General features: G+C 72.6%; 21 protein-coding genes and 1 pseudogene. 6 read left to right on the top strand and 16 right to left on the bottom strand.

The window, feature by feature from the left end:
• The 10 genes from cysD to OHS71_RS10275 all read right to left on the bottom strand — a co-directional run bounded on the left by cysD (nucleotide 1) and on the right by OHS71_RS10275 (nucleotide 9873).
• Nucleotides 1–939, bottom strand: coding sequence for a sulfate adenylyltransferase subunit CysD (cysD, locus tag OHS71_RS10320; protein WP_328479084.1), 939 nt, complete (start codon nucleotides 937–939; stop codon nucleotides 1–3).
• Complete coding sequence (gene cysC, locus OHS71_RS10315; protein WP_328479082.1) at nucleotides 936–1535, bottom strand: adenylyl-sulfate kinase; 600 nt, start codon at nucleotides 1533–1535, stop codon at nucleotides 936–938. The genes cysD and cysC overlap by 4 nt, the downstream gene beginning before the upstream one ends.
• 5 nt (nucleotides 1536–1540) lie before the next feature.
• Nucleotides 1541–2251, bottom strand: a complete 711-nt coding sequence (locus tag OHS71_RS10310) for a phosphoadenylyl-sulfate reductase (protein WP_328479080.1) — start codon at nucleotides 2249–2251, stop codon at nucleotides 1541–1543.
• Entirely contained in the window at nucleotides 2248–2436 is a 189-nt protein-coding gene (locus OHS71_RS10305) for a hypothetical protein (protein WP_328479078.1), read from the bottom strand. Before OHS71_RS10305 ends, OHS71_RS10310 begins: the two co-directional genes overlap by 4 nt.
• Nucleotides 2433–4130 carry a nitrite/sulfite reductase gene (locus OHS71_RS10300; RefSeq protein ID WP_328479076.1) on the bottom strand — a complete coding sequence of 566 codons (1698 nt, stop codon included), beginning with the start codon at nucleotides 4128–4130 and terminating at the stop codon, nucleotides 2433–2435. The genes OHS71_RS10305 and OHS71_RS10300 overlap by 4 nt, the downstream gene beginning before the upstream one ends.
• A gap of 179 nt (nucleotides 4131–4309) precedes the next feature.
• Complete coding sequence (locus OHS71_RS10295) at nucleotides 4310–4393, bottom strand: putative leader peptide (protein WP_309486338.1); 84 nt, start codon at nucleotides 4391–4393, stop codon at nucleotides 4310–4312.
• 160 nt (nucleotides 4394–4553) lie between these two features.
• Nucleotides 4554–5126 carry a GNAT family N-acetyltransferase gene (locus tag OHS71_RS10290; protein ID WP_328479074.1) on the bottom strand — a complete coding sequence of 191 codons (573 nt, stop codon included), beginning with the start codon at nucleotides 5124–5126 and terminating at the stop codon, nucleotides 4554–4556.
• Between the two features lie 17 nt (nucleotides 5127–5143).
• Complete coding sequence (locus tag OHS71_RS10285) at nucleotides 5144–6472, bottom strand: hypothetical protein (protein ID WP_328479072.1); 1329 nt, start codon at nucleotides 6470–6472, stop codon at nucleotides 5144–5146.
• A 161-nt stretch (nucleotides 6473–6633) separates the two neighbouring features.
• Entirely contained in the window at nucleotides 6634–7914 is a 1281-nt protein-coding gene (locus OHS71_RS10280) for a helix-turn-helix domain-containing protein (RefSeq protein ID WP_328484463.1), read from the bottom strand.
• 309 nt (nucleotides 7915–8223) lie between these two features.
• A complete protein-coding gene (locus OHS71_RS10275; protein WP_328479070.1) occupies nucleotides 8224–9873 on the bottom strand; it encodes an acyl-CoA dehydrogenase family protein in 1650 nt (549 codons plus the stop codon).
• A gap of 124 nt (nucleotides 9874–9997) precedes the next feature.
• On the opposite strand from OHS71_RS10275, the gene OHS71_RS10270 reads away from it, so the two are divergent.
• Nucleotides 9998–11242 carry a YihY/virulence factor BrkB family protein gene (locus tag OHS71_RS10270; protein ID WP_328479068.1) on the top strand — a complete coding sequence of 415 codons (1245 nt, stop codon included), beginning with the start codon at nucleotides 9998–10000 and terminating at the stop codon, nucleotides 11240–11242.
• Between the two features lie 66 nt (nucleotides 11243–11308).
• Here OHS71_RS10270 and OHS71_RS10265 read toward each other — a convergent pair whose 3' ends face one another.
• Nucleotides 11309–12166 (bottom strand): NmrA family NAD(P)-binding protein, encoded by an 858-nt coding sequence (locus OHS71_RS10265; RefSeq protein ID WP_328479066.1) that lies wholly within the window; start codon nucleotides 12164–12166, stop codon nucleotides 11309–11311.
• Between the two features lie 122 nt (nucleotides 12167–12288).
• Between OHS71_RS10265 and OHS71_RS10260 the strand changes: the two genes are divergently transcribed.
• Nucleotides 12289–13236 carry an AraC family transcriptional regulator gene (locus OHS71_RS10260; protein WP_328484462.1) on the top strand — a complete coding sequence of 316 codons (948 nt, stop codon included), beginning with the start codon at nucleotides 12289–12291 and terminating at the stop codon, nucleotides 13234–13236.
• 55 nt (nucleotides 13237–13291) lie between these two features.
• Nucleotides 13292–14044 carry a helix-turn-helix transcriptional regulator gene (locus OHS71_RS10255; protein ID WP_328479064.1) on the top strand — a complete coding sequence of 251 codons (753 nt, stop codon included), beginning with the start codon at nucleotides 13292–13294 and terminating at the stop codon, nucleotides 14042–14044.
• On the opposite strand, the gene OHS71_RS10250 is transcribed toward OHS71_RS10255, so the two are convergent.
• Entirely contained in the window at nucleotides 13975–14370 is a 396-nt protein-coding gene (locus tag OHS71_RS10250) for a VOC family protein (protein ID WP_328479062.1), read from the bottom strand. The genes OHS71_RS10255 and OHS71_RS10250 overlap by 70 nt on opposite strands.
• Before the next feature lie 751 nt (nucleotides 14371–15121).
• Between OHS71_RS10250 and OHS71_RS10245 the strand changes: the two genes are divergently transcribed.
• Both OHS71_RS10245 and OHS71_RS10240 read left to right on the top strand, forming a co-directional pair.
• Nucleotides 15122–15985 (top strand): isocitrate lyase/PEP mutase family protein, encoded by an 864-nt coding sequence (locus OHS71_RS10245; protein WP_328479060.1) that lies wholly within the window; start codon nucleotides 15122–15124, stop codon nucleotides 15983–15985.
• Nucleotides 15982–16239, top strand: coding sequence for a hypothetical protein (locus OHS71_RS10240; RefSeq protein ID WP_328479058.1), 258 nt, complete (start codon nucleotides 15982–15984; stop codon nucleotides 16237–16239). Before OHS71_RS10245 ends, OHS71_RS10240 begins: the two co-directional genes overlap by 4 nt.
• A gap of 133 nt (nucleotides 16240–16372) precedes the next feature.
• Here the strand turns inward: OHS71_RS10240 and OHS71_RS10235 are convergent, their stop codons facing one another.
• Nucleotides 16373–17434, bottom strand: a complete 1062-nt coding sequence (locus tag OHS71_RS10235; RefSeq protein ID WP_328479056.1) for a LacI family DNA-binding transcriptional regulator — start codon at nucleotides 17432–17434, stop codon at nucleotides 16373–16375.
• A 339-nt stretch (nucleotides 17435–17773) separates the two neighbouring features.
• On the opposite strand from OHS71_RS10235, the gene OHS71_RS10230 reads away from it, so the two are divergent.
• A complete protein-coding gene (locus OHS71_RS10230) occupies nucleotides 17774–19453 on the top strand; it encodes a carboxylesterase/lipase family protein (RefSeq protein WP_328479054.1) in 1680 nt (559 codons plus the stop codon).
• A 666-nt stretch (nucleotides 19454–20119) separates the two neighbouring features.
• On the opposite strand, the gene mmuM is transcribed toward OHS71_RS10230, so the two are convergent.
• The 3 genes and pseudogenes from mmuM to OHS71_RS10215 form a co-directional block, all read right to left on the bottom strand.
• Nucleotides 20120–21061, bottom strand: coding sequence for a homocysteine S-methyltransferase (gene mmuM, locus OHS71_RS10225; RefSeq protein WP_328479052.1), 942 nt, complete (start codon nucleotides 21059–21061; stop codon nucleotides 20120–20122).
• Between the two features lie 151 nt (nucleotides 21062–21212).
• Nucleotides 21213–23417 carry an autotransporter gene (locus OHS71_RS10220; RefSeq protein WP_328479050.1) on the bottom strand — a complete coding sequence of 735 codons (2205 nt, stop codon included), beginning with the start codon at nucleotides 23415–23417 and terminating at the stop codon, nucleotides 21213–21215.
• A 409-nt stretch (nucleotides 23418–23826) separates the two neighbouring features.
• Nucleotides 23827–25035: pseudogene (locus OHS71_RS10215) on the bottom strand (RNA-guided endonuclease InsQ/TnpB family protein); the annotation flags it as partial.
• Between the last annotated feature and the right edge of the window lie 52 nt (nucleotides 25036–25087).

The raw sequence follows: 25087 nt of genomic DNA, 5'->3' as shown, positions 1-25087 counted from the left end.
TTAGAAGTACCCCTCGCGCTTGCGGTCTTCCATCGCGGCCTCGGACATCTTGTCGTCGGCGCGGGTGGCGCCCCGCTCGGTGAGCCGGGAGGCGGCGATCTCGGCGATGACGTCGTCGAGCGTCACCGCGTCGGAGTCGACGGCGCCGGTGCAGGACATGTCGCCGACGGTGCGGTAGCGCACGAGGCGCTTCTCGACGCTCTCGCCGTCCTTGGGCCCGCCCCACTCACCGGCGGTCAGCCACATCCCGCCGCGCCGGAAGACCTCCCGGTCGTGCGCGAAGTAGATCTCGGGCAGCTCGATGCCCTCGCGGGCGATGTACTGCCAGACGTCGAGCTCGGTCCAGTTGGACAGCGGGAACACGCGGACGTGCTCACCGGGGGCGTGGCGGCCGTTGTACAGGTTCCACAGCTCCGGACGCTGGCGGCGGGGGTCCCACTGGGAGAACTCGTCGCGCAGGGAGAACACCCGTTCCTTGGCGCGGGCCTTCTCCTCGTCGCGGCGACCGCCGCCGAAGACGGCGTCGAACTTCTCGGACTGGATCTTCTCCGTCAGCGGCAGCGTCTGGAGCGGGTTGCGCGTCCCGTCGGGGCGTTCGCGCAGCACTCCGCGGTCGATGTAGTCCTGTACGGACGCCACGTGGAGGCGCAGCCCGTGCGCGTCCACGACCCGGTCGCGGTACTCGAGGACCTCGGGGAAGTTGTGCCCGGTGTCGACGTGCAGCAGCGAGAAGGGCACCGGCGACGGCGCGAAGGCCTTCAGCGCCAGGTGCAGCATGACGATGGAGTCCTTGCCGCCGGAGAACAGGATCACCGGGTTCTCGAACTCGCCCGCCACCTCGCGGAAGATGTGCACCGCCTCGGACTCCAGCGAGTCCAGGTGGCTGAGGGCGTACGGACCCGCCGTGCCCTCCTCGGTCTCGGCGACGGTCGTCGTCATGCCAGTCCCCTCTCGGTGAGCAGGGCGTACACCGACGCCGCGGACTCCTGCACGGTCTGGTCCTGGGACTCGATCCGCAGGTCGGGCGACTCGGGGGCCTCGTACGGGTCGTCGACCCCGGTGAGCCCGGTCAGCTCGCCCGCCGCCTGCTTGGCGTACAGACCCTTCACGTCACGGACCGAGCAGACCTCGACCGGGGTCGCCACGTGCACCTCCAGGTAGCCGGTCGCACCTTCCTGGTGGCGCTTGCGCACCGCCTCACGGCTGTCCGCGTAGGGCGCGATCACCGGGACGAGGACCTTGACGCCGTTGCGGGCGAGCAGCTCCGCCAGGAAGCCGATGCGCTGCACGTTGGTGTGCCGGTCCTCGCGGCTGAACCCGAGGCCCGCGGAGATGAACTCGCGGATCTCGTCGCCGTCGAGCACCTCGACGCGGTGGCCCTCCGCACGCAGCCGGCCGGCCAGCTCGTACGCGATGGTGGTCTTGCCGGCGCTCGGCAGACCCGTGAGCCAGACGGTGGCTCCGGTCGTCACGTGGTTCTCCCGGTTCGTAGAAGTGGGGGTGGGTGCGGGGGCGTTCGTGGCGGTCGCGGTCATCGTGGTCAGCCGTGCAGTCCGCACTCGGTCTTGCCGCGTCCTGCCCAGCGGCCCGCACGCGCGTCCTCGCCCTCCAGGACACGGCGGGTGCAGGGGGCGCAGCCGACGGAGGCGTAACCGTCCATCAGCAGGGGATTGGTCAGGACGCCGTGCTCGGTGACGTACGCGTCGACGTCGTCCTGGGTCCAGCGGGCGATCGGCGAGACCTTGACCTTCTGCCGCTTCTCGTCCCAGCCGACGACCGGGGTGTTCGCCCGGGTCGGGGACTCGTCGCGCCGCAGGCCGGTGGCCCAGGCCAGGTAGCCCTCGAGCCCCTCTTCCAGCGGCTGCACCTTGCGCAGTTTGCAGCAGAGGTCGGGGTCGCGGTCGTGCAGCTTCGGCCCGTACTCGGCGTCCTGCTCGGCCACCGTCTGCCGCGGGGTCAGCGTGATGACGTTGACGTCCATCACGGCCTCGACCGCGTCCCGGGTGCCGATGGTCTCGGGGAAGTGGTAGCCGGTGTCGAGGAACACCACGTCCACGCCCTTCAGGACGCGGGACGCCAGGTGCGCGACCACGGCGTCCTCCATGGAGGACGTCACGCAGAACTGCTTGCCGAAGGTGTCCACCGCCCACTGGAGGATCTCCAGAGCGGTGGCTTCCTCCAGGTCACGGCCGGCCTGCTCGGCCAGTGCCTTCAACTCGTCGGTGGAACGGCCTTCCTGAACCGTCGTCATATCCGGTCCCCTCCCGGGTCGGTTCGCTGAACACCCCGGGCGAGCAGCCCGAGGAACTTCAGCTGGAATGCGCGGTTGCACGCCGCGCATTCCCAGGCGCCGTGACCGCCTTCCGCGGCTTCGCTCGGACGCAGGTCCTCGTCGCCGCAGTAGGGGCAGTGGAAAGGGACGGCCCGCTCGCTCATGAGAGGGACTCCTCGCCGGCGCGGGTGGCCCAGGCGGCGAAGCGCTCGCCGTCCTCACGCTCGTCCTGGAAGCGCCTCAGGACGCGCTCGACGTAGTCCGGCAGTTCCTCCGAGGTGACCTTCAGCCCACGGACCTTGCGGCCGAAGCCGGCCTCCAGTCCGAGCGCACCGCCCAGGTGCACCTGGAAGCCCTCGACCTGCTCGCCCCGCTCGTCGAGGACCAGCTGGCCCTTGAGACCGATGTCCGCGACCTGGATACGTGCGCAGGCGTTCGGGCAACCGTTGATGTTGATGGTGAGCGGCTCGTCGAAGTCGGGGAGCCGGCGCTCGAGTTCGTCGATCAGCGCCGAGCCGCGCTGCTTGGTCTCGACGATGGCGAGCTTGCAGTACTCGATGCCGGTGCAGGCCATGGTGCCGCGCCGGAACGCGGAGGGCCTGGCGGTCAGGTCCAGCGCCTCCAGCGCCTCGACCAGCGAGGCGACCTGCGCCTCCTCGACGTCGAGGACGATCATCTTCTGCTCGACGGTGGTGCGCACCCGCCCCGAGCCGTGCGCCTCGGCGAGCTCCGCGATCTTCGTCAGGGTGGCGCCGTCGACGCGGCCGACGCGCGGGGCGAAACCGACGTAGAAGCGGCCGTCCCGCTGGCGGTGCACACCGACGTGGTCGCGCCAGCGCTCGACCGGGGCGGCGGGCGCCGGGCCGTCGACGAGCGTGCGTTCGAGGTACTCGTCCTGGAGGACCTGGCGGAACTTCTCCGGGCCCCAGTCGGCGACCAGGAACTTCAGGCGCGCGCGGTTGCGCAGGCGCCGGTAGCCGTAGTCGCGGAAGATGCCGATCACACCCGCCCAGACGTCCGGGACCTCGTCCAGCGGGACCCAGGCGCCGAGCCGGACGCCGATCTTCGGGTTGGTGGAGAGGCCGCCGCCGACCCACAGGTCGAAGCCCGGGCCGTGCTCGGGGTGCTCGACGCCGACGAACGCGACGTCGTTGATCTCATGGGCGACGTCCAGGAGCGGGGATCCGGAGATCGCCGTCTTGAACTTGCGCGGCAGGTTGGAGAATTCCTTGTTGCCGATGAACCGGCGGTGGATCTCCTCGACGGCCGGGCTGCCGTCGATGATCTCGTCCTCGGCGATGCCGGCGACGGGAGAGCCGAGGATCGTGCGGGGGGTGTCACCGCAGGCCTCGGTGGTGGACAGGCCGACCGCCTCGAGGCGGTTCCAGATCTCGGGCACGTCCTCGATGCGGATCCAGTGGTACTGGACGTTCTGCCGGTCGGTGAGGTCGGCGGTGCCGCGCGCGAACTCCTGCGAGATCTCGCCGATCACCCGCAGCTGTTCGGTGGTGAGCGCGCCGCCGTCGATGCGGACGCGCAGCATGAAGTACTTGTCGTCCAGCTCCTCCGGCTCCAGGATCGCGGTCTTGCCGCCGTCGATCCCGGGCTTGCGCTGGGTGTAGAGGCCCCACCAGCGCATCCGGCCGCGCAGGTCGTTGGGGTCGATCGAGTCGAAACCGCGCTTGGAGTAGATCGTCTCAATGCGTGTCCGCACGTTGAGACCGTCGTCGTCCTTCTTGAACTGCTCGTTGCCGTTGAGCGGGGTGAAGTGTCCCGCGGCCCACTGGCCCTCACCGCGGTGACGGCTCACCTTGCGGCGGGGAGTCTCGGCGGCAGGGTTCTGCGGGGTGGCGGCCATGGTTGATCAGTCCTTCGGACAGCGGAGGAAAGGTGTCGGCGCGTGGCGCCGTCCGCGAGGGGTGGTGGTCGGGTGGCGGGCGGGGCGGCTCTGACCTGGGCGTACGGGCGCATGGGAGTACATGCGCGTCATCGCGCGGGCAGAAGGCTGTGCGGAGACGTCGGCGGTGCTGCGGCTCGTCAGCTCGCCGGACAGATGGCGCTGGACATGCGGCCGAGGTCGACGTGTCGCCGACTCACCAAGGCAATTCCAGTTCCGGACATGACGAAAGCGTGTCACGGCGATCTGGACACAGTCCAGCTTCGTCCGCGATGCGGACACCCTGGTCCCGAAATGTGAGACGCGGGTGGCGTCGATCACATGACCTGCGCGGACTCTTGTCGACGCAGGTCACAGCCGGTATGAGCGGGGGCGGACGGGTGGTCAGACCGGGAACGCGCCCGGCCAGGGGCCCGGCGCCGAGACCTCGGGCTGTTCCTCGACCCTCGTGTCGAACAGCTTGAAACCGCGCCGCTGATAGTTGTCCATGGCGTGCTCGCCGTCCAGGCTGCATGTGTGCAGCCACACCCGCTTGGTCTGCGGCAGCCCCGGCCAGCGGTCCGCGAGGTCCCACGCGCGCGCGGCGCCGTACGACAGCAGGTGCCCGCCGACGCGCCGTCCCCGGAAGGCCGGGATCAGGCCGAAGTAGACGATCTCCACGACCCCGTCGTCCTGCGGTTCCAGCTCCACGTACCCGGCCGGGGTGCCCCGGTCGTGGGCGACCCAGGTCTCGACCCCCGGACGCGCCAGGTGCTCCTGCCACTGCGCGTACGTCCAGCGCAGCCGGTCGATCCAGCGGATGTCCCCGCCGACGGACGCGTACAGGAAGCGGCTGAACTCGGGGGAGGGGACCTCGGAGCGGACGATCCGGACGTCGCCCTCGGGCGCGGCGGCCGGGAGTGCGTCGGCCGGATCGGTCTGCTCCAGGGACCAAGTGGTCACGGGGATGCGGGTCATGCCCGTCAGGGAATCATCTACCCGGTCGTTCTGTCGATCGAGGCCAGGGGCAGGGCGAAGAGCACTCGTCCCGACTGCGTCCAGACTTCGCCGGTCTCCTCCCAATAGGAGAGGGAGTCGGTTCGCGGGCTCCAGCAGTCGTGCGTGTCCTCGGCGCCGCACACGGCCGCCCGCGACCCGCTCGCCTCGTCGTCGGCCTCGTCGTCCTTCCTCGCGGCGTCCTGCCGCCACAGCGTCCCGTGTTCGTCGTCCGGTCCGGCTGCCCGGGTCACGTACCACTGCGACCCGTACGACAGCAGGCCCCGCACGCCTGTCAGCTTCGTCTCGTACGCCTGCGAGGCCCGTACCCGGCCGTTGGCGTTCGTGGCGAGCAGCCCCTCGTGGCCGGGGGCGGTGCTGAAGGGGTAGCGCCACAGGCGGGCGCCGCGGTCGCCGTCGTCGAGGGTCCACTCCCCGGCGACCAGGCTGTCCGGCGCGGTGCTGCGGTCCAGGGAGACGGTCGCGGGGTGCGGCGCGCCGGAACCGCCGCCCAGCGCGTAGGAGCCGATGGCCGGCAGTACGAAGCGGTAGCCGTTCGCCGACCACCCGCCCGGCACCCGGCCGACCGCGGCACCGGCGACGGTGGCGCGCTGGATCCGGTTCATGTCGTACACGTAGAGCGCGGCCCGGTCGCCGTCGTCGGCGGTGACCAGCAGCTTGTCCTGGTACCAGACCATCCCGGAGACATGGGAGACCAGTCCCCGGTAGTCCCGTCCGTCGTCCACCGGGACGGCGAGCAGTGCCCAGGTGTAGGAGAGGTGGTTCAGGTCGCCCGCGTTCACGAAGCCGACCCGGGCCAGCCCCCGGTCGGCCGGCGTGCCGCCGCTGCGCGACCAGCCGGAGAGGATCACCCGGTTCGCGCCCCAGACGCCGTCGTCGTCGGCGTCCCCCGAGGTGGTGACCGCGCCCGGCTGCCAGCCCTCGGTGTCGTCCGTGTTCCAGCAGTACGCGCGCGAGGCCACGGGGGAGACCGGCAGGGTTCCGCGCTCGGTGGGCGTGCAGTCGATCGCGTTCCGCAGGCTGCGCTCGGCCCCGCCGAGCACCGCGCCGACGCCGACCGGACGGCCCATTCCCGCGGCGAGACGGTCCAGGGCGGTCTGCGGTACGCGGCTCTCGGTGAGCCGCAGTGCCGCGGTGTCGGCCGAGGTGGTGAGCGGTTTCAGGTCCCCGGGGCCGTCGTCGGTGACCGTCGCCTGGGAGGCGCTGATCATGGTGGCGGCAGCGGTGAGCGCGAGAGCGGTTCCGGACAGGAACGCCCGCAGTGCCCTGCCCCGTCTGCGCCGGCGGTGTCGGCCGCGTTGCTTCATTTGCCCTCCCGAGGCGGGCCAACTGCGCCTTATGATCCGTACGTTGACCGAGGAGCAGGTGGGGTGACCCGTAGGGGGATGCTACGGCAGTCGGGCGCGGTCGGGGGCGAAGACTCCGCAAATATGCGAAAGACGCCACCGGAAGGACTCGGGAACCCTGGTCACCGGGGTGCCGCCGCCCGGTTTCTCACCACCGCGGGCGCGTTCGAATGCGGCAGCAGGGTCTGCGTGTCCGCGGGGAGCTGCACCTCGACGTCGGCATCCTCGCAGAAACGATACGGCCGATGTTCCAGGAGTCCCCCGAGATACCGCCGCACCCTGGACATCTCCGCCCGCACCGTCACCGTACGGCCCGAGTCGCCGAACACGTCCTCGGCCAGGGCCGCCGCGCTGCGGCCGCCGCGGTCCGCCGCCAGCAGGTACAGCAACTCGGCGTGCCGGGGACTCAGTTCGTGGGACCACGCCCCCGCGCCCCCCGACACCGTCACCGACCAGCGCCGGGGCCGGCTCACGTCCAGCACGATCCGGGTCGTGCCGCGCGGCAGCGGCTCGGCGGCCTCGTCCACCGACCGCACCAGCCAGCCGCCGGCCAGCGGCTCGATCGAGCACAGCCCGAGCGCCGGCAGCCGGCGACGGCCCGGGGACGTCGACTTGGGCAGCGCGAGCCGGCTCGCGTACGGCATCCCGGTCACCGCCGCCGTCCAGCCGTCCGGGTCCACCACCGCCGCCCGGCCCGCCAGCCGGGCCAACACCGGCGCGGCCACAGCCCGCAGCCCCTCCAGCGATCCCAGATGTCTCTCGCGCAGCCTGGACTCGGCGAGTTTCGCCACCGAGTCCACCCAGGCGAGCGTGGCGGGGTGCATCGTCTCCAGCGGGCCGCTGACATCGACCACACCGAGCAGCCGCCCGTTGCGCGGGTCGGTGATGGGAGCGCCCGCGCAGGTCCAGGCCGCGTGCGAGCGCACGAAGTGTTCGGCGGCGAACACCTGCACGGGCCGGCGCACCACCGCCGGCGTGCCCACACCGTTCGTGCCGACCACGGCCTCGCCCCAGTCCGCGCCCAGTTCGAACCCGAGCCCGTCGGCCTTGCGCAGGACGGGGCCGCAGCCCTCGCGCCACAGCACCCGGCCCTCCTCGTCGGCGACGACCATGATGTGGTGGGCGACGTCCGCGACCGACAGCAGCCCCTCGCGCAGCACCGGCAGCACCTCCCGCAACGGCGACTCCTCGCGCCGCCGCCGCACCTCGTCGGCGCTCAGCAACCCCGCTCTGAAATCGTGGTCGGGGTCGACACCGCTGCGCAGCATCCGGTCCCAGGACTGCTCGATGACCGGGCGCGGGGCGACGCGGGCCCGCTGCCCGGCCAGCCGGGCGTCCCGCACCTCGTTGAGCACCCGTGCCGCCCGCGCGGCGTCGACGGCCGCGAGCTGCGGCACGTTCATCTGTGGCATCACCACTGGGCCTCCCGGGAGCACACGACGACAACCGGATGTCAAGTTCCTGCGCCGACTGTTTCCGGTCTTGCTTCAGGCACCCATCTTGCCGTCCACCGGTGACGGAGGGGCATAGTCCGGTCACAACCACCGACAAGTTGCAACCCCCTGCAACCCTGGTGAATGTCCACAGGGTGTTTGAAGCTTGAGCCACGCCGTCTCGAGCGGCGATCCTGGCCTCGCAGGGCCATTGCGGCGGGGGTGGTGCCGTGTCGGCGCGGCACCACCCCCGCTTCCTGTCCGCGCAGGTCGGCCCGGTCAGGACCGGGGTTCGGCCCGCTCGACGATCGACGCCAGGTCCAGGCTGTGCGGCAGCGTCCCGAAGGCCGCGCCCCCGTCCCCGCCCAGCCGCGAGGCGCAGAACGCGTCGGCGACCTCCGGGGGCGCGAACCGCACGAGCAGCGCCCCCTGAAGCACCAGGGCGAACCGCTCCGCCAGCCGCCGGGCCCTGCCCTCGACGCCGTCCAGATCGGCCAGTTCCGTCAGCAGACCCTTGATCGCCTGGTCCAGCCGGTGATCGGCCCCGCGCGCCTGTCCCACCTCCCGAAGATAGGCGTTCAGCGCCTGCGGCTCCCGCTGAAGCGCGCGCAGCACGTCCAGCGCCTGCACGTTGCCCGCGCCCTCCCAGACCGAGTTCAGCGGCGACTCGCGCACCAGCCGGGGCATCCCCGACTCCTCCACATAGCCGTTTCCGCCCAGGCACTCCGACGCCTCCACCGCCACCGGCGTACAGCGCTTGGTCACCCAGTACTTGGCCGCCGGAACCGCGATCCTCAGCAGCGCCCGTTCCTCCTCGCCCCCGTCGTCGCAGGCCGCCGCCAGCCGCAGCCCCAGCGCGGTGGCGGCCTCCGACTCCAGCGCGAGATCGGCCAGGACATTGCGCATCAGCGGCTTGTCGACCAGCCTGCCGCCGAACGCCTCACGGTAGGTGCAGTGATGGATCGCCTGAGCCACCGCCTGCCGCATCAGCCCCGCCGAGCCGAGCACACAGTCCAGCCGGGTCGCCGCCACCATGTCGATGATGGTGCGCACCCCGCGCCCCTCCTCACCGACCCGGCGGGCCCAGGTCCCGTCGAACTCGACCTCGGCGGACGCGTTGGACCGGTTCCCCAGCTTGTCCTTGAGCCGTTGCAGCCGGAAGACGTTACGGGTGCCGTCCTCCAGCACGCGCGGCACGAGGAAGCACGTGAGCCCGCCCTCGCCCCGCGCGGGGGCGGCCTGCGCGAGCACCAGGAAACCGTCCGACATGGGTGCCGAACAGAACCACTTGTGCCCGGTCAGCGCGTACGTGCCGTCCTCGGCGAGCGGGGCGGCGACCGTCGCGTTCGCCCGAACATCGCTCCCGCCCTGCTTCTCCGTCATGCCCATGCCGAACAGGGCCCCGGCCTTCAGACGGGCCGGCCGCAGCTCACGGTCGTAGATCGTGGACGTCAGCCGGGGTTCCCACTCGGCCGCCAGCTCCGGGTCGGTGCGCAGCGCGGGAACCGCCGCATGGGTCATCGACAGCGGACAGCCGTTGCCCGCCTCCACCTGCGTCCACACCAGGAAGGCCGCCGCCCGGCGCACATGTCCGCCCGGCCGCACCCAGGCGTCCGTCAGATGGGCCCCGACCCCCTTGCCGAGCAGCCGGTGCCACGCCGGGTGGAAGTCGACCTCGTCCACGCGGTGCCCGTACCGGTCATGCGTACGCAGTTCCGGACGATTCTCATTGGCCTGCACAGCCCACTCCTGCACCTGCGCCGATCCGGCCGCCCGGCCGAGCGCCGAAAGCTCGCTGCGCGCCTCGTCGAGCAGCTCCGTATCCAGATGCCGTTCCACGGCCGCCACCAGCGCCTGATCGGCGCCGTAGACGTCGTACCCGGTCAGGGGCGGGGGCTGGTTGGTCACGGTGTGCGTGGTGCCTGCCATAGCCCGAACCTACCCCCGGGTACGACAGTCATGGCCGCCGAAGAGCCCGCGTGCCGCTCCCCGACCCGGTGAAGTGGCCTTGCCGGAGGTGAGTGCGGCCCCGAACGGCGGATACCTTTAGGGCGTGCAGCCAGGAAGTCAGTCACCCGAGCAACCCGGGAGCCCCACCGGGCGTCTCCACCGGGCACGCGCCCTTTACCGGAACGTCTCCAAGCGGCGGACGGCCTGGCTGCTGTTGAAGGACACCGTCAACTCCTGCATCGAGTACCGCATCCTCGGCCTCGCCGCCGAAGCCGCCTTCTTCACGCTGCTGTCCGTGCCCCCGCTGCTGCTCAGTCTGATCGGCCTGCTCGGCTACGTCGACGACTGGACCGGCACCGACACCATCACCAGCCTGGAGGCCAACATCCTCGACGCCTCGCGCACGGTCCTCTCGGACAAGGGCGTCAGACAGATCGCCCAGCCGATCCTCGACGACGTGATGAAGGGCGGCCGCCCCGACGTCATCTCCATCGGGTTCCTGTTCGCGCTGTGGTCGGGGTCGCGCGCGGTGAACGTCTTCATCGACACGATCACCGTGATGTACGGCCTCGACGGCGTGCGCGGGATCGTCAAGACCCGGCTGGTGGCGTTCCTGCTGTTCGTCGGCGCCCTGCTGATCGGATCGGTCGCGCTGCCGCTGATGGTCGCCGGACCCGACGCGGTGGTGCGGATCGTCCCCTGGTCGACGACCGTGGTGCAGGTCCTGTACTGGCCGGTCGTGATCGTCCTGTCCGTCGCGTTCCTCACCACGCTCTACCACGTCTCCGTGCCCGTGCGCTCGCCGTGGATCGAGGACGTCCCCGGCGCGCTCGTCGCCCTCGCGATGTGGGTCCTCGGCAGTTTCCTGCTGCGCATCTACCTGACGAGCACGATCGAGGGTGCCACCATCTACGGGTCCCTGGCCGCCGCCGTCGCCGTCATGCTGTGGATCGGCGTGTCCGCGTTCGCCGTGCTGGTCGGCGCCGCCGTCAACGCCGCGATCGACCGGGTCTGGCCGGCCGCCGCGACGGCCGCCGCCCGCGCCGCCAACGAACGGCTCCGCCAGGTGGAGGCCGCGGAGTACGTCGCCCGCGTGGCGGCGATCCGCTCCCACGAGGACGACGACCCCGACGACCCCGACATGCCCTCCGAGTTCCCCGAGCGGTGGTCCCGGTTCCTTCCGCCGGAGGACGTCACGGGCCGCTTGCGCGCCCACGCCAAAAGCTTTCCCAAGGCCAACGGGGCGAACGGCGCCAACGGTGGCAACGGTGGCAACGGTGGCAACGGTGGCGGTGACGGCGGCAGCGGCCAGGGCGGCGACGGGGAAGACCAGCGCCCGCAGGGGTGAGGCCCCGGGGCGGCCACCAGGAGACAGGTCCGGTCCCGTCCCGCAGAGCCCCGCCGCACAGGGGCGCTACGCCTTCCAGACGCCCGCCCCCGCCGCCTCCCGCGCGAAGTCCGCGAAGTCCCGCGGCTCGCGGCCGAGCACCCGCCGGACGCCGTCCGAGAGGTGGGCGTTGCGCCCGTCCAGCAGCGACTCGAACAGCTCCACCAGGAACGCGACCTCCTGCGGCGGTACCCCGAACCCGGCCAGCCGCTCGCCGTACCGCCGCGCCGGCACGGGCGTGTACGTCAGCTCGCGCCCGCCGGCCCGTCCCACCTCGGCGACCGCTTCCCGGAACGTCAGCAGCCTCGGCCCGGACACGTCCAGCGCCTCGCCCACGTACCGGTCGCCCCCGGTGAGCGCCGTCACCACCACCTCGGCGACATCGCGCAGGTCCACGAACGGCTCTCGCACCTCGCCACCGGGAAACACCAGCTCACCGCTGTTCCGCAACTCCTCGACCAGCGGCCCCTCGCTGAAGTTCTGCGCGAACCACGCGGCCCGTACGACCGTCCAGTCCGCGCCCGACGCCCGCAGCGCCTCCTCCGTCGGCAGCGCCCGTTCCTCACCCCGCGACGACAGCAGCACCAGCCGCCGCACCCCGAGCGCGACCGCCTCGCGGGCGAGCCGCCCCACCGCGTCGGCCGCCTCCGGCGCCCCCACGTCCGTGGGGTACACCAGGTAGGCCGCGTCCGCGCCGCGCAGTGCCTGCGCCCAGGTCGAGGCGTCGTGCCAGTCGAAGCCCCGGGCCCGCGAGGCCGCCCGTACGGTCAGCCCGGCGGCCCCCGCCGCCTGCGCCACCCGGCTGCCCGTACGACCGGACGCGCCGGTCACCACCACCGTCATCCCCCGTGCCGTGCTCTGTGTCCGTGCCGAGTTCTGTGTCATGCGTCCAGTCAACTGCCGTGCGCCGCACCGGCCCATCGCTGAACGGCTCATTCCCATAAGCGCGCGTCTACGCTGACCCCATGGACGCTCCCGGCCCGACGGACGCTCCCCCACGCCCGGACATGCTCACGCGGGGGGACCCTCTCGCAGGGCTGCTCGAGGGCCCACGCGCGCGTGGCGCGCTCATGATCCGCGCGTGCTTCGACCCGCCGTGGGCCGTACGGGTCGAGGACCGCGCCCCGCTGACGGTGATGCTCATGGTGCGCGGCGAGGGCCTGGTCCTTCCGGACGAGGGGGAGGGCGTCCGTCTGCGGGCCGGCGACCTCGCCATCGCCCGCGGGCCCGCCCCCTACACCTGCGCCGACGCCCCCGGCACGCATCCGCAGGCGCTGATCCTCCCCGGCGGCCGGTGCGCGTATCCCGACGGGCGCCTCCTGAACGGCTCCATGGACCTGGGGGTCCGCACCTGGGGCGACCGTCCGGACGGTTCGACGGTCGTCCTGATCGGCACGTATCTGATGCAGGGCGAGATCAGCGCCAGGCTGCTCGACGCGCTGCCCCCGCTGCTGTCCCTCACCTCCGATATCTGGCCGTGCCCCCTCACGCCCCTGCTCATGGAGGAGATCGTCCGCGACGAACCGGGTCAGGAGGTCGTCCTGGACCGCATGCTCGACCTCCTGGTCATCGCCGCGCTGCGGGCCTGGTTCTCGCGCCCGCAGGCGGCTGCTCCGGCCTGGTACCAGGCGCTGGCGGACCCCGTCGTCGGCCGCGTCCTGCGTCTGCTCCAGGACGACCCGGCGCACCCCTGGACCGTCGCTTCCCTGGCCGCGAAGGCGGGTGTCTCCCGGGCGGCCCTGTCCCGCCGTTTCGGGGACCTCCTGGGCGAACCCCCGATGACCTACCTCACCGGCCGGCGCCTCGCCCTCGCGGCCGACCTGCTGCGCGACACCGAGGACACCATCGGCGCGATCGCCCGCCGGGTCGGCTACGGAAGTTCGTTCGCGCTCTCCAGCGCCTTCAAGCGGGTGTACGGGGTCAGCCCGCAGGAACACCGGACCCGGGCGGCCTAGGCGCGGCGCCCCGAGAGGCCGGGGCGGTCCCGGACGGCGGCGTAGCCTGGCGTACATGTACGAGGAGCGGGCCTCCCGGCTTGCAGGGGCCGTGCTGTGGACGAACACGCCGTCGGCGGCGCCCGGCGCGCTGCCCGTTCTCCCCGACGGGTGCATGGACCTGCTGTGGAGCGACGGCCGACTGCTGGTCGCCGGGCCGGACACCCGCGCACACCACCTGGACTGCCCTCCCACGGCCTGGGCCGGCATCCGTCTCTTCCCGGGCACCGCACCCGCGCTGCTCGGCGTACCGGCCCAGGAACTGCGCGACCGGCGGGTGGAGTTGGCGGATCTGTGGCCGGCCAGCGAAGTGCGCCGGCTGAGCGGCCGGGTCGCCGCGGCCGCCCAGCCGGCGGTGGCCCTGGAGGAACTGGCGCTGGAGCGAGCGGCGCCCCCCGACCGGGCCCTGCGCCGACTGGTCGCCGCCCTCGCCGCGGGCCGTGGCGTGGCGGACACCGCCGATGAACTCGGCCTGAGCGCACGTCAGTTGCACCGCCGTTCGCTGACCGCCTTCGGCTACGGCCCCAAGACGCTGGCCCGTATCCTGCGCCTGCAACGAGCTCTCGCGCTGGCCCGGGAGGGCATGCCGCACGCGGACACCGCGGACCGGGCCGGCTACGCCGACCAGGCCCATCTGGCGCGGGACGTCCGGCAGTTCACCGGTCTCACCCTCGGCGTACTGGCGCACCCGCGGGCCGGTCACACGGAGAGCGGCGCGAACAGGTCGACGCCGTTGCCGTCCGGGTCGAGCACCACGGCGTACCGCTGACCCCAGAAGGCGTCCCACGGCTTCAGTTCGCCCCGGTGCCCCGCGGCCAGCACCTCCTCGTACACCGTGTCGACCTCGGCCGGTGTCTCACAGCGCAGCGCGAGCGAGGCCCGGCCGCCCCCGGACGGTGGCTGCCACTGCGGGTGGAAGGAGCGGACGGTGTCCTCGGTGTCCAGCAGCAGCCGCGGGCCACCGGGCGGTCCGGCCTCGGCGTGCGGCTCGTGCTCGGCCCCCGCGGGGAAGGCGAAGCCGAGCCGGCGGTAGAAGGAGACGGAGGCGGCCATGTCGGAGACGACCAGGCCGACGGCATCGAATCGTGGACTCATACGGAAACCGTAGACAGCGCGCCCGCGGCCGGTCTTGAACGAATCGGACACGCGGAGACGGGGACACGCGGGGACACGGACACGCGGGCGCCCGGAGACAGGGCGCTGCGTCCGCCGAGGACGCGGGCGGGCGCCCGGGTCAGCCGAAGGTCACCGGCCCGTGGGGCGTGTCCACCTGGCTTTCGGGCGGGGTGCCTGGTCCCTTCAGGGCCGGGGTGAATGCCGGCTCCCGCGGAGCGGGGCCGGGGCAGGGGTAGCCGGATCGCCGTCAGGGCGATCCGGCGTCGTCGTCCGGGATGGCGAGGGGCGGCCACGGACAGGCGGTGGTGACGGGGAGTGGAGGGACCCGGCGCCGACGGTCGGTGGCCGGCGGGGTGTGGTCACTCGCATGGGTGATGGTGATCGACGGGGTGCGCGGCCGGGGAACGTGTGGTCCACGTTTCGGGGCATGGCACGGTTTCGGATGTACCCGACGGGTGGGCAGGAGCGGCAGATGCTGCCGCCGCGCCCCGGGCCCCCACCCCTTCCTGGCCCATCCGAGCGGTGGCATCGGCTGGGCGGCATTGTCTGCGCGACCAGTGACGTTTCTCCGGTGAACCGGTTGCGCCATCGGGGTGAGCGCAAGCCCTCGCGCCGCGAGTGCCGTACGTCGGCATGGAGATCCTTTTGTCCTGGCAAAGGGCTGTCGTGTCGCGGCCGCCCTCTTGCGGTTGATGTGTCGACCCCTCGACTCCATTGGAGGAGCCGGACGGTGACTTACGGGAACAAGCTGCGGGAGCAGATCGCCGGACCCGGAACGACCCCGTTGATCGGCGTGTACGACATGTACTCGGCGTCGATCGCGGCGGAGCACTACGACGGGATGTTCGTCTCGGGCTTCGGCTTCGCGGCTTCGCACTACGGACTGCCGGACATCGGTTTCATCGCCTGGCCGGACATGCTGGCGTTCGTCCAGCGACTGCGGGGCGCGTTCCCGCGGCAGCACCTGCTGGTGGACATCGACGACGGTTACGTCGATCCGGAGGTCGCCTGTCATGTGGTGGAGGCCCTGGAACGGATCGGGGCCTCGGGCGTGATCCTGGAGGACCAGAAGCGGCCGCGACGGTGCGGGCACGCCGACGGCAAGCAGGTCCTGCCGCTCGACGAGTACCTGGTGAAGCTGGAGATGGTGCTGGCCACCCGGCGCGACCTGGTCGTGGTCGCCCGCACGGACGCCACCGACGAGCACGACATCCTGCGGCGGGCCAGGACGCTGGCCGCGACGGACGCGGACGTGATCCTGGTCGACGGAGTCCGCACCGTGGACTGGATCCGCCGGATCAGGGACGTGGCGGGGGACAAGCCGCTGCTGTTCAACCAGATCGCCGGCGGCAAGTCGCCGAGGCTCTCCCTGGGCGAGCTGTCCGACCTGGGCGTGAACGTCGCGATCTACAGCACGCCGTGTCTCTTCGCCGCCCACGCGGCGATGGACTCCGCGCTCACCGACCTCAAGCGGACCGACGGCCGGCTGCCCGAGGTCGACACGGCGAGCGGCATCGGCGTGCGGGCCTCGACCGAACTGCTGGAGCGCAACATCGCGCGCCTGCGCACCGCACCCGAGAGCGTGAACGCGTGAGTCCGGTCCCGCGCCGGCTCCGAGCGGCGACGGTCCTGGCCGCCGCCCTGCTGGGCGCCGCCACGGCACCGGCGGTCGCCGAGGGGAGCCTGATCACCGTCGTCGACAACTCGCATGCCGACTCGATCCTCGAGGTCGACCGGGCGGCCAACGTCCAGCAGGGCAGCAGCGGCACGGCGGGCAGCGACCACGACGGAAGCGCCGTCGACATGATGGAGGCACTGGTCGGCGGCCCGGACCGCGGGGAGGACTGAGGCGAGGGCCGGGGCGAGGACCGGGGCCGCGCGCGACGGCTGAGGCGGCCGGCCGCCCCGGCCCCGTGCCGCCCACGCCGCCGGGGCGGCCCGGGATGCCGGACGTGATCACGGGGCCGGGAGGCGGCCGTGATCACGTCCCCGGCGGCCGGCGCGGCGGAGCCGTACTCGCCCGCTCCACGAGTCGCGTCGACAGCTCGGTCCGGGTTCCCTCCGGGTGCTCGCCGTCCATCATCCGCAGCAGCAGCCGTAACCCGGTGGCGGCCATCTCCGCGAGCGGCTGGCGCACGGTGGTGAGAGCGGGGGTGGTCCACCGGGCCTCCGGCAGGTCGTCGAACCCGACCACGCTGATGTCCCGGGGGACCTCCAACCCCCGTTCGGCGAGGGCCAGGCACACCCCGAGGGCCATGCGGTCGGAGCATACGAAGACGGCCGTCGGCGGCTCGGGCAGGTCGAGCAGTTCGTGCGTGCGCCGATGGGCCACGGACTCGTCGAAGTCGCCGTCGCGCAGGTACTCGGGGCGTGGCGCGAGTCCTGCCGAGGCGAGGGCCGAGCGGTAGCCGGCGACCCGGGCGCCGCTGCACATCCTGCGGCGCGGGCCGGCGATCACGGCGATGCGTTCATGACCGAGCGCCAGCAGGTGTTCGGTCGCCGTCACTCCGCCCTGCCAGTTCGCCGCGCCCACCGACACCACCCCCGGCGGGGGCTCGACCACCGGGTCGATCATCACGAACGGGGTGCGTTGCTGCTCCAGCCAGGCGTACTGGGAACCCGTCAACTCGGCCAGGTTGAACAGCACCCCGGACGAACCGCGCGCCGTCAGCCTGTCCAGCCAGCCGCGCTGCGGACGGTCGACGCGGCTGCGGGACAGGGCGGCCGAGACGACCACGTCCAGGCCCGCGTCGTGGGCCGCCTCCTCCACCCCGTGCAGCACAGCGCCCGACCAGGAGCTGTCCAGCGAGTGCACGACGAGGTCGATCAGCCTCGGCGGCCTGCTCGCGTCGAAGCGCGGTCTGCGGACATAGCCCAGCCGGTCCAGGGCCTCGGTCACCCGGCGTCTGGTCTCGGGGGCGACGTCCTCCCTGCCGTTGACCACCTTGGAGGCGGTCGGCACGGACACGCCCGCCTCCCGGGCCACGACCGCAAGGGTCGGCCCACCCGTCACGCCCGCACCCGCACTCGCCGTGCGCACCATCGGGAACCACCTCTCCGGCCCGCCCGAGGGCCAGCGAAAGCTCGACCAGCGCCCTTACGGAGCCGGTCCGGGAACAGGCGGCTCACAGAAAGCGCTTGCTATCCTAGGGGTGCCCGGCCGTGACGTGAAGACTCCGGAAAACACGGGATCTTGACAGCCCAGGACCGGGCGGTGGACACCGGCCGCGGCTCCACGAGCGGCGGCCACGACCGGCTCGACGCCGGCAGCCCCCGAGTAGGCCGAACAGCCCCTCCGCAGGCCCCTGCGCCGGAATACCGAGCGTGGGTGTGGTGCTCTGGTCATACCGGTGCGGAAGCGCGGCGAAGGGCTGGTGGGCAGATGACAGCGGACCGTGCGGACACCGGGGGCGAGGCTCCGGCGGACCCCGACCCCGTCGTTCCGACCCCGTACGGGGCCGTGCGCGGGAGGTACGAGAACGGCGTCGCGGCCTTCCGCGGGATCCCGTACGCGGCGCCCCCCTTCGGGGCCCGCAGATTCCGTCCGCCCGTGCCCCCCGAGCCCTGGGAGGGCGTACGCGACGCGGGCGCCTTCGGTCCGACGCCGCCGAAACCGCCGTACTCCGAGGCCTTCGCCCGGTACCTGTCCGACCCCGTGGTCGCGGGCGACGACTGTCTCAACCTCAACGTCTGGACGCCCGAGCCCGGCCCGGCCGCTCGGCTTCCCGTCCTCGTGTGGCTGCACGGCGGCGCCCTGACCAGGGGCTCCTCTGCCGTGCCGGTGTACGACGGGCGGAACTTCGCCCGCGACGGCATCGTCTTCGTCTCGATCAACTACCGGCTGGGGGTGGAGGGGTACGGACTCTTCCCGGACGCCCCCGCCAACCCCGGTCTGCGTGACCAGCTCGCGGCACTGGAATGGGTCCACAACTCGATCGCGGCCTTCGGGGGCGACCCCGACAAGGTCACCCTGGCGGGACAGTCCGCCGGAGCGATCAGCGCGGGAGTCCTGATCGCCGCCCCGCAGGCACAGGGGCTGTTCCGCCGGGCCGTCCTCCAGAGCGGACCGCCGGAGGCCCTCGAGCGGGACAAGGTCCGGCGCATGGTGCGCCGCATGGCGAACCGGCTGAGGATCCCCGCCACCGCCGAGGCCTTCGCCGCCGTCGACCGGGACGTGCTGCTGCGCACCCAGGCCGAGGTCGGCAGGCTCAGCAGCCCGGTCCTGGGCGGACCCGCCTTCGGCATCGTCGTCGACGGCGACCTCGTACCGCGCGACCCGCTCCGGGCCCTCGTCGACGGGGACGCGGCCGCCGGAGTCGACCTGCTCCTCGGGTGGACCCGGGACGAGTACCGGCTGTGGCTGGTCCCGGGCGGGCTGATGGAGCGCGTCGACCGGATGGGACCCGTCGCCCTGGCCGGCGCGATGGCACGCTGCCGCTGCGGCCACGAGGTGCCGCGCGGATACCGCACCCTGCACCCCGGGACCGGCACGGCCGAGATCGTCGGCCAGATGGTCACCGACAGCCTGCTGCGCCGCCCCCTGCGCCAGCTGGCCGAGGCACGCCCCGGGTCGTCCTACGTGTACGAGTTCGCCTGGCCCTCGCGCAGGCCAGGACTGGGCGCCTGCCACGCCCTCGAGCTGGGCTTCGTCTTCGACACCGGTGAGACGGCCGAGTCCGCGAAGCTCGCCGGGGGCGGTGCGCCGCAGGAACTCGCCGACGCGATGCACGGGGCGTGGACCCGGTTCGTGGCCACGGGAGACCCCGGCTGGGAGCACTGGGGCGCGGCGCATCCGGTGCGGATCTTCGGCGCGGCCGACAGCGAGCGGCACGAGGAGGACGGCGGCCGGTCCTCGGCCGGCGGTGTGTCGTACACCGCGTACGGTCCGCGGGACCGTGAGCTGGCCCTCTGGGCGGCCGAGGCGGCGGCCGGGCCACCCGGAGAGCCCGTCGCCGAGACGACGGCGCCCTCCGGCCCGCCGCCCGGCAGGGCCCCGCGCGCCACGGAGCTGAGATCGGCGGTACGCCGGCTGCGCCGGGCCGGGGGAGTGAGGGAACCCTGAGCCGACGCGAAACGCGGGCCCGCGGCCACCTCGCCGTCGGCCGGGCGGTTGATCGCGCCCGCGCCACGTCGGCCGCCCGGCCGCGTCGGGAGGCCGGGGCAGCACACCGTGAACGGAGAGGCGCCCGAGGCCGGGACAGGCACCGCGGACGGGGACGGCGCCCCGGACGGGGACGGCGCCCCGGACGGGGACGGCGCCCCGGACGGGGACGGCGCCCGACGCCGCGAGGGCACTTCTGGCGTCCGGGACGGGCGCCTTGGGCCGGGATGAGTACCCGGGGTCGCCACGGCAGCGAGGGCGGGAGCGGGTCCCGAGGCCGGGACAGGCGCCCCGGACGGGGACGGCGCCCGAGGCCGCGAGGGCACTTCTGGCGTCCGGGACGGGCGCCTTGGGCCGGGATGAGTACCCGGGGCCGCCACGGCAGCGAGGGCGGGAGCGGGTCCCGAGGCCGGGACAGGCGCCCCGGACGGGGACGGCGCCCGAGGCCGCGAGGGCACTTCCGGCGGCCGCGGCGGGCGTGTGGGGCCGGGACGGCGCCTTGGGCTCGGACGGGCGTGTGGGGCCGGGACGAGCACCCGGGGCCGGGGCGGCAGCGAGGGCGGGGACGGGCACCGGAGGCCGGCACGGCAGCCAGGGCCGGGGCGGGCCCCGCGGCCGGGTGGAGGGCTACGCGGAGGTCAGGGTTCGGGCGATCGACGTGACCGCGTTCGGGCCGACGCGGCAGCAGCCGCCGATCAACCGCGCTCCCGACTCCCGCCAGCCCAGCACCTGTTCGGTGGTGAACGTGGACCGGCCACGCCAGGCGCGGGCCTGCGCGTCCCAGGCCTCGCCGCTGTTCGGGTAGACGACGACCGGCTTGCCCGTCACCCGGACCGCGGTCGCCACGGCGGCTTCGACGTCTTCCGGGGCGCAGCAGTTCACCCCCACCGCGATCACCTCGTCCGCGTCGGCGGCCAGGGCGAACGCCTCGTCCAACGGCTGCCCGGCGCGCGTACGGTCACCGGCGATCGAGTACGACAGCCAGGCCGGCACACCGAGCCCGCGCACCGCGCGCAGCAGCGCCTCGGCCTCGTCGGCGTCGGGCACCGTCTCCAGCGCCAGCACGTCGGGCGCGGCGGCGGCCAGGACCTCCAGCCGGGGGCGGTGGAAACGTTCGAGCTCCTCGACACTCAGCCCGTAGCGGCCCCGGTACTCAGAGCCGTCGGCGAGCATAGCCCCGTACGGCCCCACCGACGCGGCGACCCACAGGGAGCGGGTGATGCCCCCCTCCCGGGCCTGCCGGGCCGCCCGCCGGGCCAGTTCCACGCTCAGCGAGAGCAGCCGGGCGGCCTCGGCGTGGTCGATGCCGCGCTTGGCGAAGCCCTCGAACGTGGCCTGGTAGCTGGCGGTGATCGAAACGTCCGCGCCCGCCTCGAAATAGGTCAGGTGCGCCTGGGTGATGGCCTCGGGCCGTTCGGCCAGCAGCCGCGCCGACCACAGCTCGTCGCTCAGGTCGTGTCCGGCGGACTCCAGCTGGTTGGACATACCGCCGTCGAGGACGACGGCTCCGGCGGCGAGGGCCGCGGCGAGGGAGGTCTCGGCGAGGGGAGCAGGGGTGTCGCTGGTCATGACACGAGGCTAGTCGAAGGGCGGCGGACAGCCGTATCCGTCCGTTGGCTGAACACGATGACCGCGGCACGGGACGCGGACGCGCACAGGGGGTGCGCCCCCGGCGGGGTGCTGCAAGGCACGCATCGCCGGGGGCGGGTCGCACGACGGCTCAGCGCCCGGACGCCGAGTGCCGTCCGCCCCGGCGGCCTCCACCGCCCCGCGTGCGCCTGGACGCCGGAATCAGCAGCCCGCCGAGCAGACCGGCCGCCAGGACGTACGGCCACCAGCCGAACGCGCCGCTCGCGGCCGCCCCCGCGCTGCGCGTCCGCGCCGTCACCGCGCCCGACGAGGCCCGTGCGGGCGCGTTCCCCGAAGGGCTCGCGGCCGTCGCGGTGAGGACGACGTCATTGCCGTCACCGCCCTTGTAGGTGATCCGGTACGTCGTGTCCGCCAGACGCACCTCGGCTCCCTCGCGCAGGCCGTCGAAGGCGCCGGTCGTGGGGGTGTCACCCGTGTGGTTCAGGACGGTGATCTCCCGGACGGGCTGCTTTCCGTTGGTGGCGGTGGCGGTGGCGGTGGCGGTGGCGGTGGCGGAGGCCTCGCCGGAGGCGGAGGTGGCAGCGGTGCCGGCACCGGTCCCGGCGGTCCTGCCCGCCGCGGACAGGTCGAGCGCGCCGGCCAGGGCGACCTTGCCGCCCACCTTCAGAGGGGTGTCACCGAGCACCAGTTGCCCCTTGTCGTTCTGCGTGTAGGCGCCGGTCACGGTCAGCGCGCCCGCGACCACGCCCTCGTTGATGACGGATCCGTGCACGGCTCCCTTGCCGCTGAGCGCGCTCGTCACCCGCAGCGCCGGGCCGCCGGTGTCCAGTCGCGCTCCCGCCGATGTCAGCCGGACCGCCCTGCTGTTGGCGAGGGTCGCCCCGTCCCTGAGCGCGAGGGTTCCCCGCTGGACCGTCGTCGTCCCGGTGTACGTCACCGCGGACCCCGTGAGGGTCGTCGTCGCCGCTCCGGACTGGACGAGTGAGCCGCTGCCGCCGAGCCGGGACAGGGAGATCGCGGTCTTCGTGTTGCGCACGACGAGGGTGCCGTCGTTCACGATCCGGCGCCGGTCGGTGCCGGTCAGCAAGGAGCCGTCTCCCTGTGCCGAACCCAGCCGCAGGACGGCCCCCTTCTCCACGGTGGTCGAACCGTCGTAGTCCTGCGCGGCCGCGAAGGTGACGTCGTTGCCCTCGGTCCCGGCGATGACGACGTCGCCCGCGCCCGGCGCGGCCAGCGTGTCGTGGTACCTGCCGCCGCCGATCGGGGCGCCCAGGGTGACCGGTCCGTCGTAGTCGAACGTCAGCCGGGACCGCCGTCCACTGGCCTCGTGCAGGTTGATGTACACGGTGTCCTCGGTGCCCGGCATGAAGATCCTGTGCGTGGTGCCGTCGCCCCACCGCACGTCGGCGCCCTCGATGTTGGTGCCGCGTTTGTTCGAACGGTGGGCGACGGGACGCCAGTTGAGGTCCGGGTTGCTGAGCGAGGGGTCGGTGTCGCCGCCCCGGTCGCTGTAGCTGTACTGCCCGGTGAGGACGACCTTGCTGCCGGGCCGGGTGTGCACGTTGACGTCGCTGCCGTACTCCCGCTGGTAGAAGTCCTGCCGCAGGGTGACCGTCTGGTTCAGGGGTGTGTCGATGATCCAGGAGCCCTGGTTGAGGATCGCCCGGGCGTTGGGCAACGACACCGGGTACTCGGGGCGCCCGACCGCCATTCCGGTGCCGTTGTCGATGACCCCGGAGAAGGGGTGGCTGCCCGCCAGGTCGAGCGTGCCCCACATGTTGCGGGGCTGGGTGACCAGACCGGCGCCGCTGATCGTGCCGATGTTGAAGGTGCGCGTCAGTGACAGTCTGAGCGTGCCGTCGACGCGGACGTTGAGCTGGTTCAGCCGGTAGCCGGGGGTGGCGTAGGGGAAGTGCCCGATCAGGCCCGTGCTTCCGCCGGTGCCGTACTGGAGGGTCGCGCCGCGCTCCACGGTGATCGCGGGCGGGTCGGGCTGGGCGACCGTCGTGTAGGGATGGTTGCCGCCTTGCGTCCGCACCACCTGCCGCTGCCGCGCGACGGGCAGCGTGAAGTCGCTGTCCTTGCTCAGGACGAGCGTCCCGCCGCCGCGCACGGTGAGCGTTCCGCGGCCCCGGAACACGCCGTCGTAGGTCGTCGTCCCCGAGGGCACGGTGACCACGGTGTCGCCGGAGAGCGTCACGTCCCGGTTCGCCAGGACGTCGGCGGTGACGTCCCGGGCGCCGGCGGCCAGGGCCGGGGGAGCGAGAGCGAGGAGGGCGGCGAGGCTCGCGAGGGCGCCGGCGGTCGCTGCTGAGGTGTGGAGAGGGCTGCGCACACATCGGAGACGCTCCGGCGCGACACGGATAACAGAAATCCGCCGTCGTCCGGCTGGAGCCGGATCTCGGTCGTCCCGGAAAACCACCATCCCGCCGGAAAACTCCGGAAAGGGCTTTCCGTCAAGTCCCGTCAGACCCGTTGACCTGCCCGTAACACGCCCTTACCTTTTCGGCGTTCGTCATTCCACATGTCGTTCGTGATTCCGAACGCCCACTCCCCGACAGGCAGTCGCTGTACCCGCGTGCCCCCGCGGGCCCGCCCGAGGAGACCGACGGCGCCCCGTCGAACGACCCGACCGCCGGCCCGGATCCAGACGTTCCCCTGGAGCCGGGCGGCACCCCGACCTCGGCGTCCCCTCGCCGACACCGTGAAAGAGAGTGCGTGAGTTGACTTCCTCCCCCCGCCTGAAGGCGGGGGATTCCAGCGGTCGCCCGCTGGGGTTCCTGCTTCATCGACGACCGCCCCGTCCGGGAGGACTCCCGTTGAGGTCTTACACCGTCTCCACAGGCAGACACCGCCAGCCCGGCGGCCAGGATATTGCGCGCCGCGTTCACGTCGCGGTCATGCACAGTGCCGCAGCCGTCGCATGTCCACTCGCGGACGTTCAGCGGCAGCTTCCCGCCGACCGTGCCGCAGGCCCCGCACAGCTTCGAGCTGGGGAAGAAGCGGTCGATCACGACGAGTTCGCGCCCGTACCAGGCGCACTTGTACTCCAGCATGGAGCGCAGGTCCGTCCAGGCTGCATCGGAGATGGCGCGGGCGATCTTGCCGTTCTTCAGCAGGTTGCGGACGGTGAGGTCCTCGATCACGACCGTTTGGTTCTCACGGACGAGACGAGTCGACAGCTTGTGCAGGAAGTCGCGGCGCCGGTCGGCGATCCGCGCGTGGACCTTGGCGACGCGACGCCGGGCTTTCTCCCGGTTCGCCGAGCCCTTCGCCTTCCGCGACAGCTCACGCTGCACACGGGCGAGACGGGCGCGGTCACGGCGCTCGTGCTTCGGGTTGGCGATCTTCTCCCCGGTGGACAGGGTCACCAGGGAGGTGATCCCGGCGTCCAGGCCGACCGCCGCTGTGGTGGCGGGGGCCGGGGCGATGCTGTCCTCGCACAGCAGGGACACGAACCAGCGTCCCGCCGCGTCGCGGGACACGGTCGCAGTGGTCGGCTCACTGTTATCGGGCAGTGGACGCGACCAGCGGATGTCCAGCGGCTCCGCCATCTTGGCAAGCGTGAGCTGTCCGTCGCGCCAGGTGAAGGCGCTGCGGGTGTACTCGGCCGACGACCGGGACTTCTTGCGCGACTTGTAGCGCGGGTACTTGGACCGCTTGGCGAAGAAGCTGGCGAACGCCGTCTGAAGATGGCGCAGCGCCTGCTGGAGCGGAACCGAGGACACCTCGGTCAGGAAGGCCAGTTGTTCGGTCTTCTTCCACTGCGTGAGCGCGGCGGAGGACTGCACGTAGGAGACGCGGCGCTGCTCGCCGTACCAGGCCCGGGTGCGCTCCTGAAGCGCCTTGTTGTACACCAGGCGGACGCAGCCGAACGTACGCGACAGCTCAGCCGCCTGCTCGTCCGTGGGGTAGAAGCGGTACCTGAACGCCCGCTTGACCTGCTCCGCCATGCCTCACACTCCATCAGCTCCCCTGTGAGTGACGGGTGTCGGCCGGTGGGCG

Origin of the sequence: Streptomyces sp. NBC_00377 (assembly GCF_036075115.1) — a bacterium.
Classification (GTDB): domain Bacteria; phylum Actinomycetota; class Actinomycetes; order Streptomycetales; family Streptomycetaceae; genus Streptomyces.
This window is presented reverse-complemented; position numbering and strand designations above follow the sequence as displayed.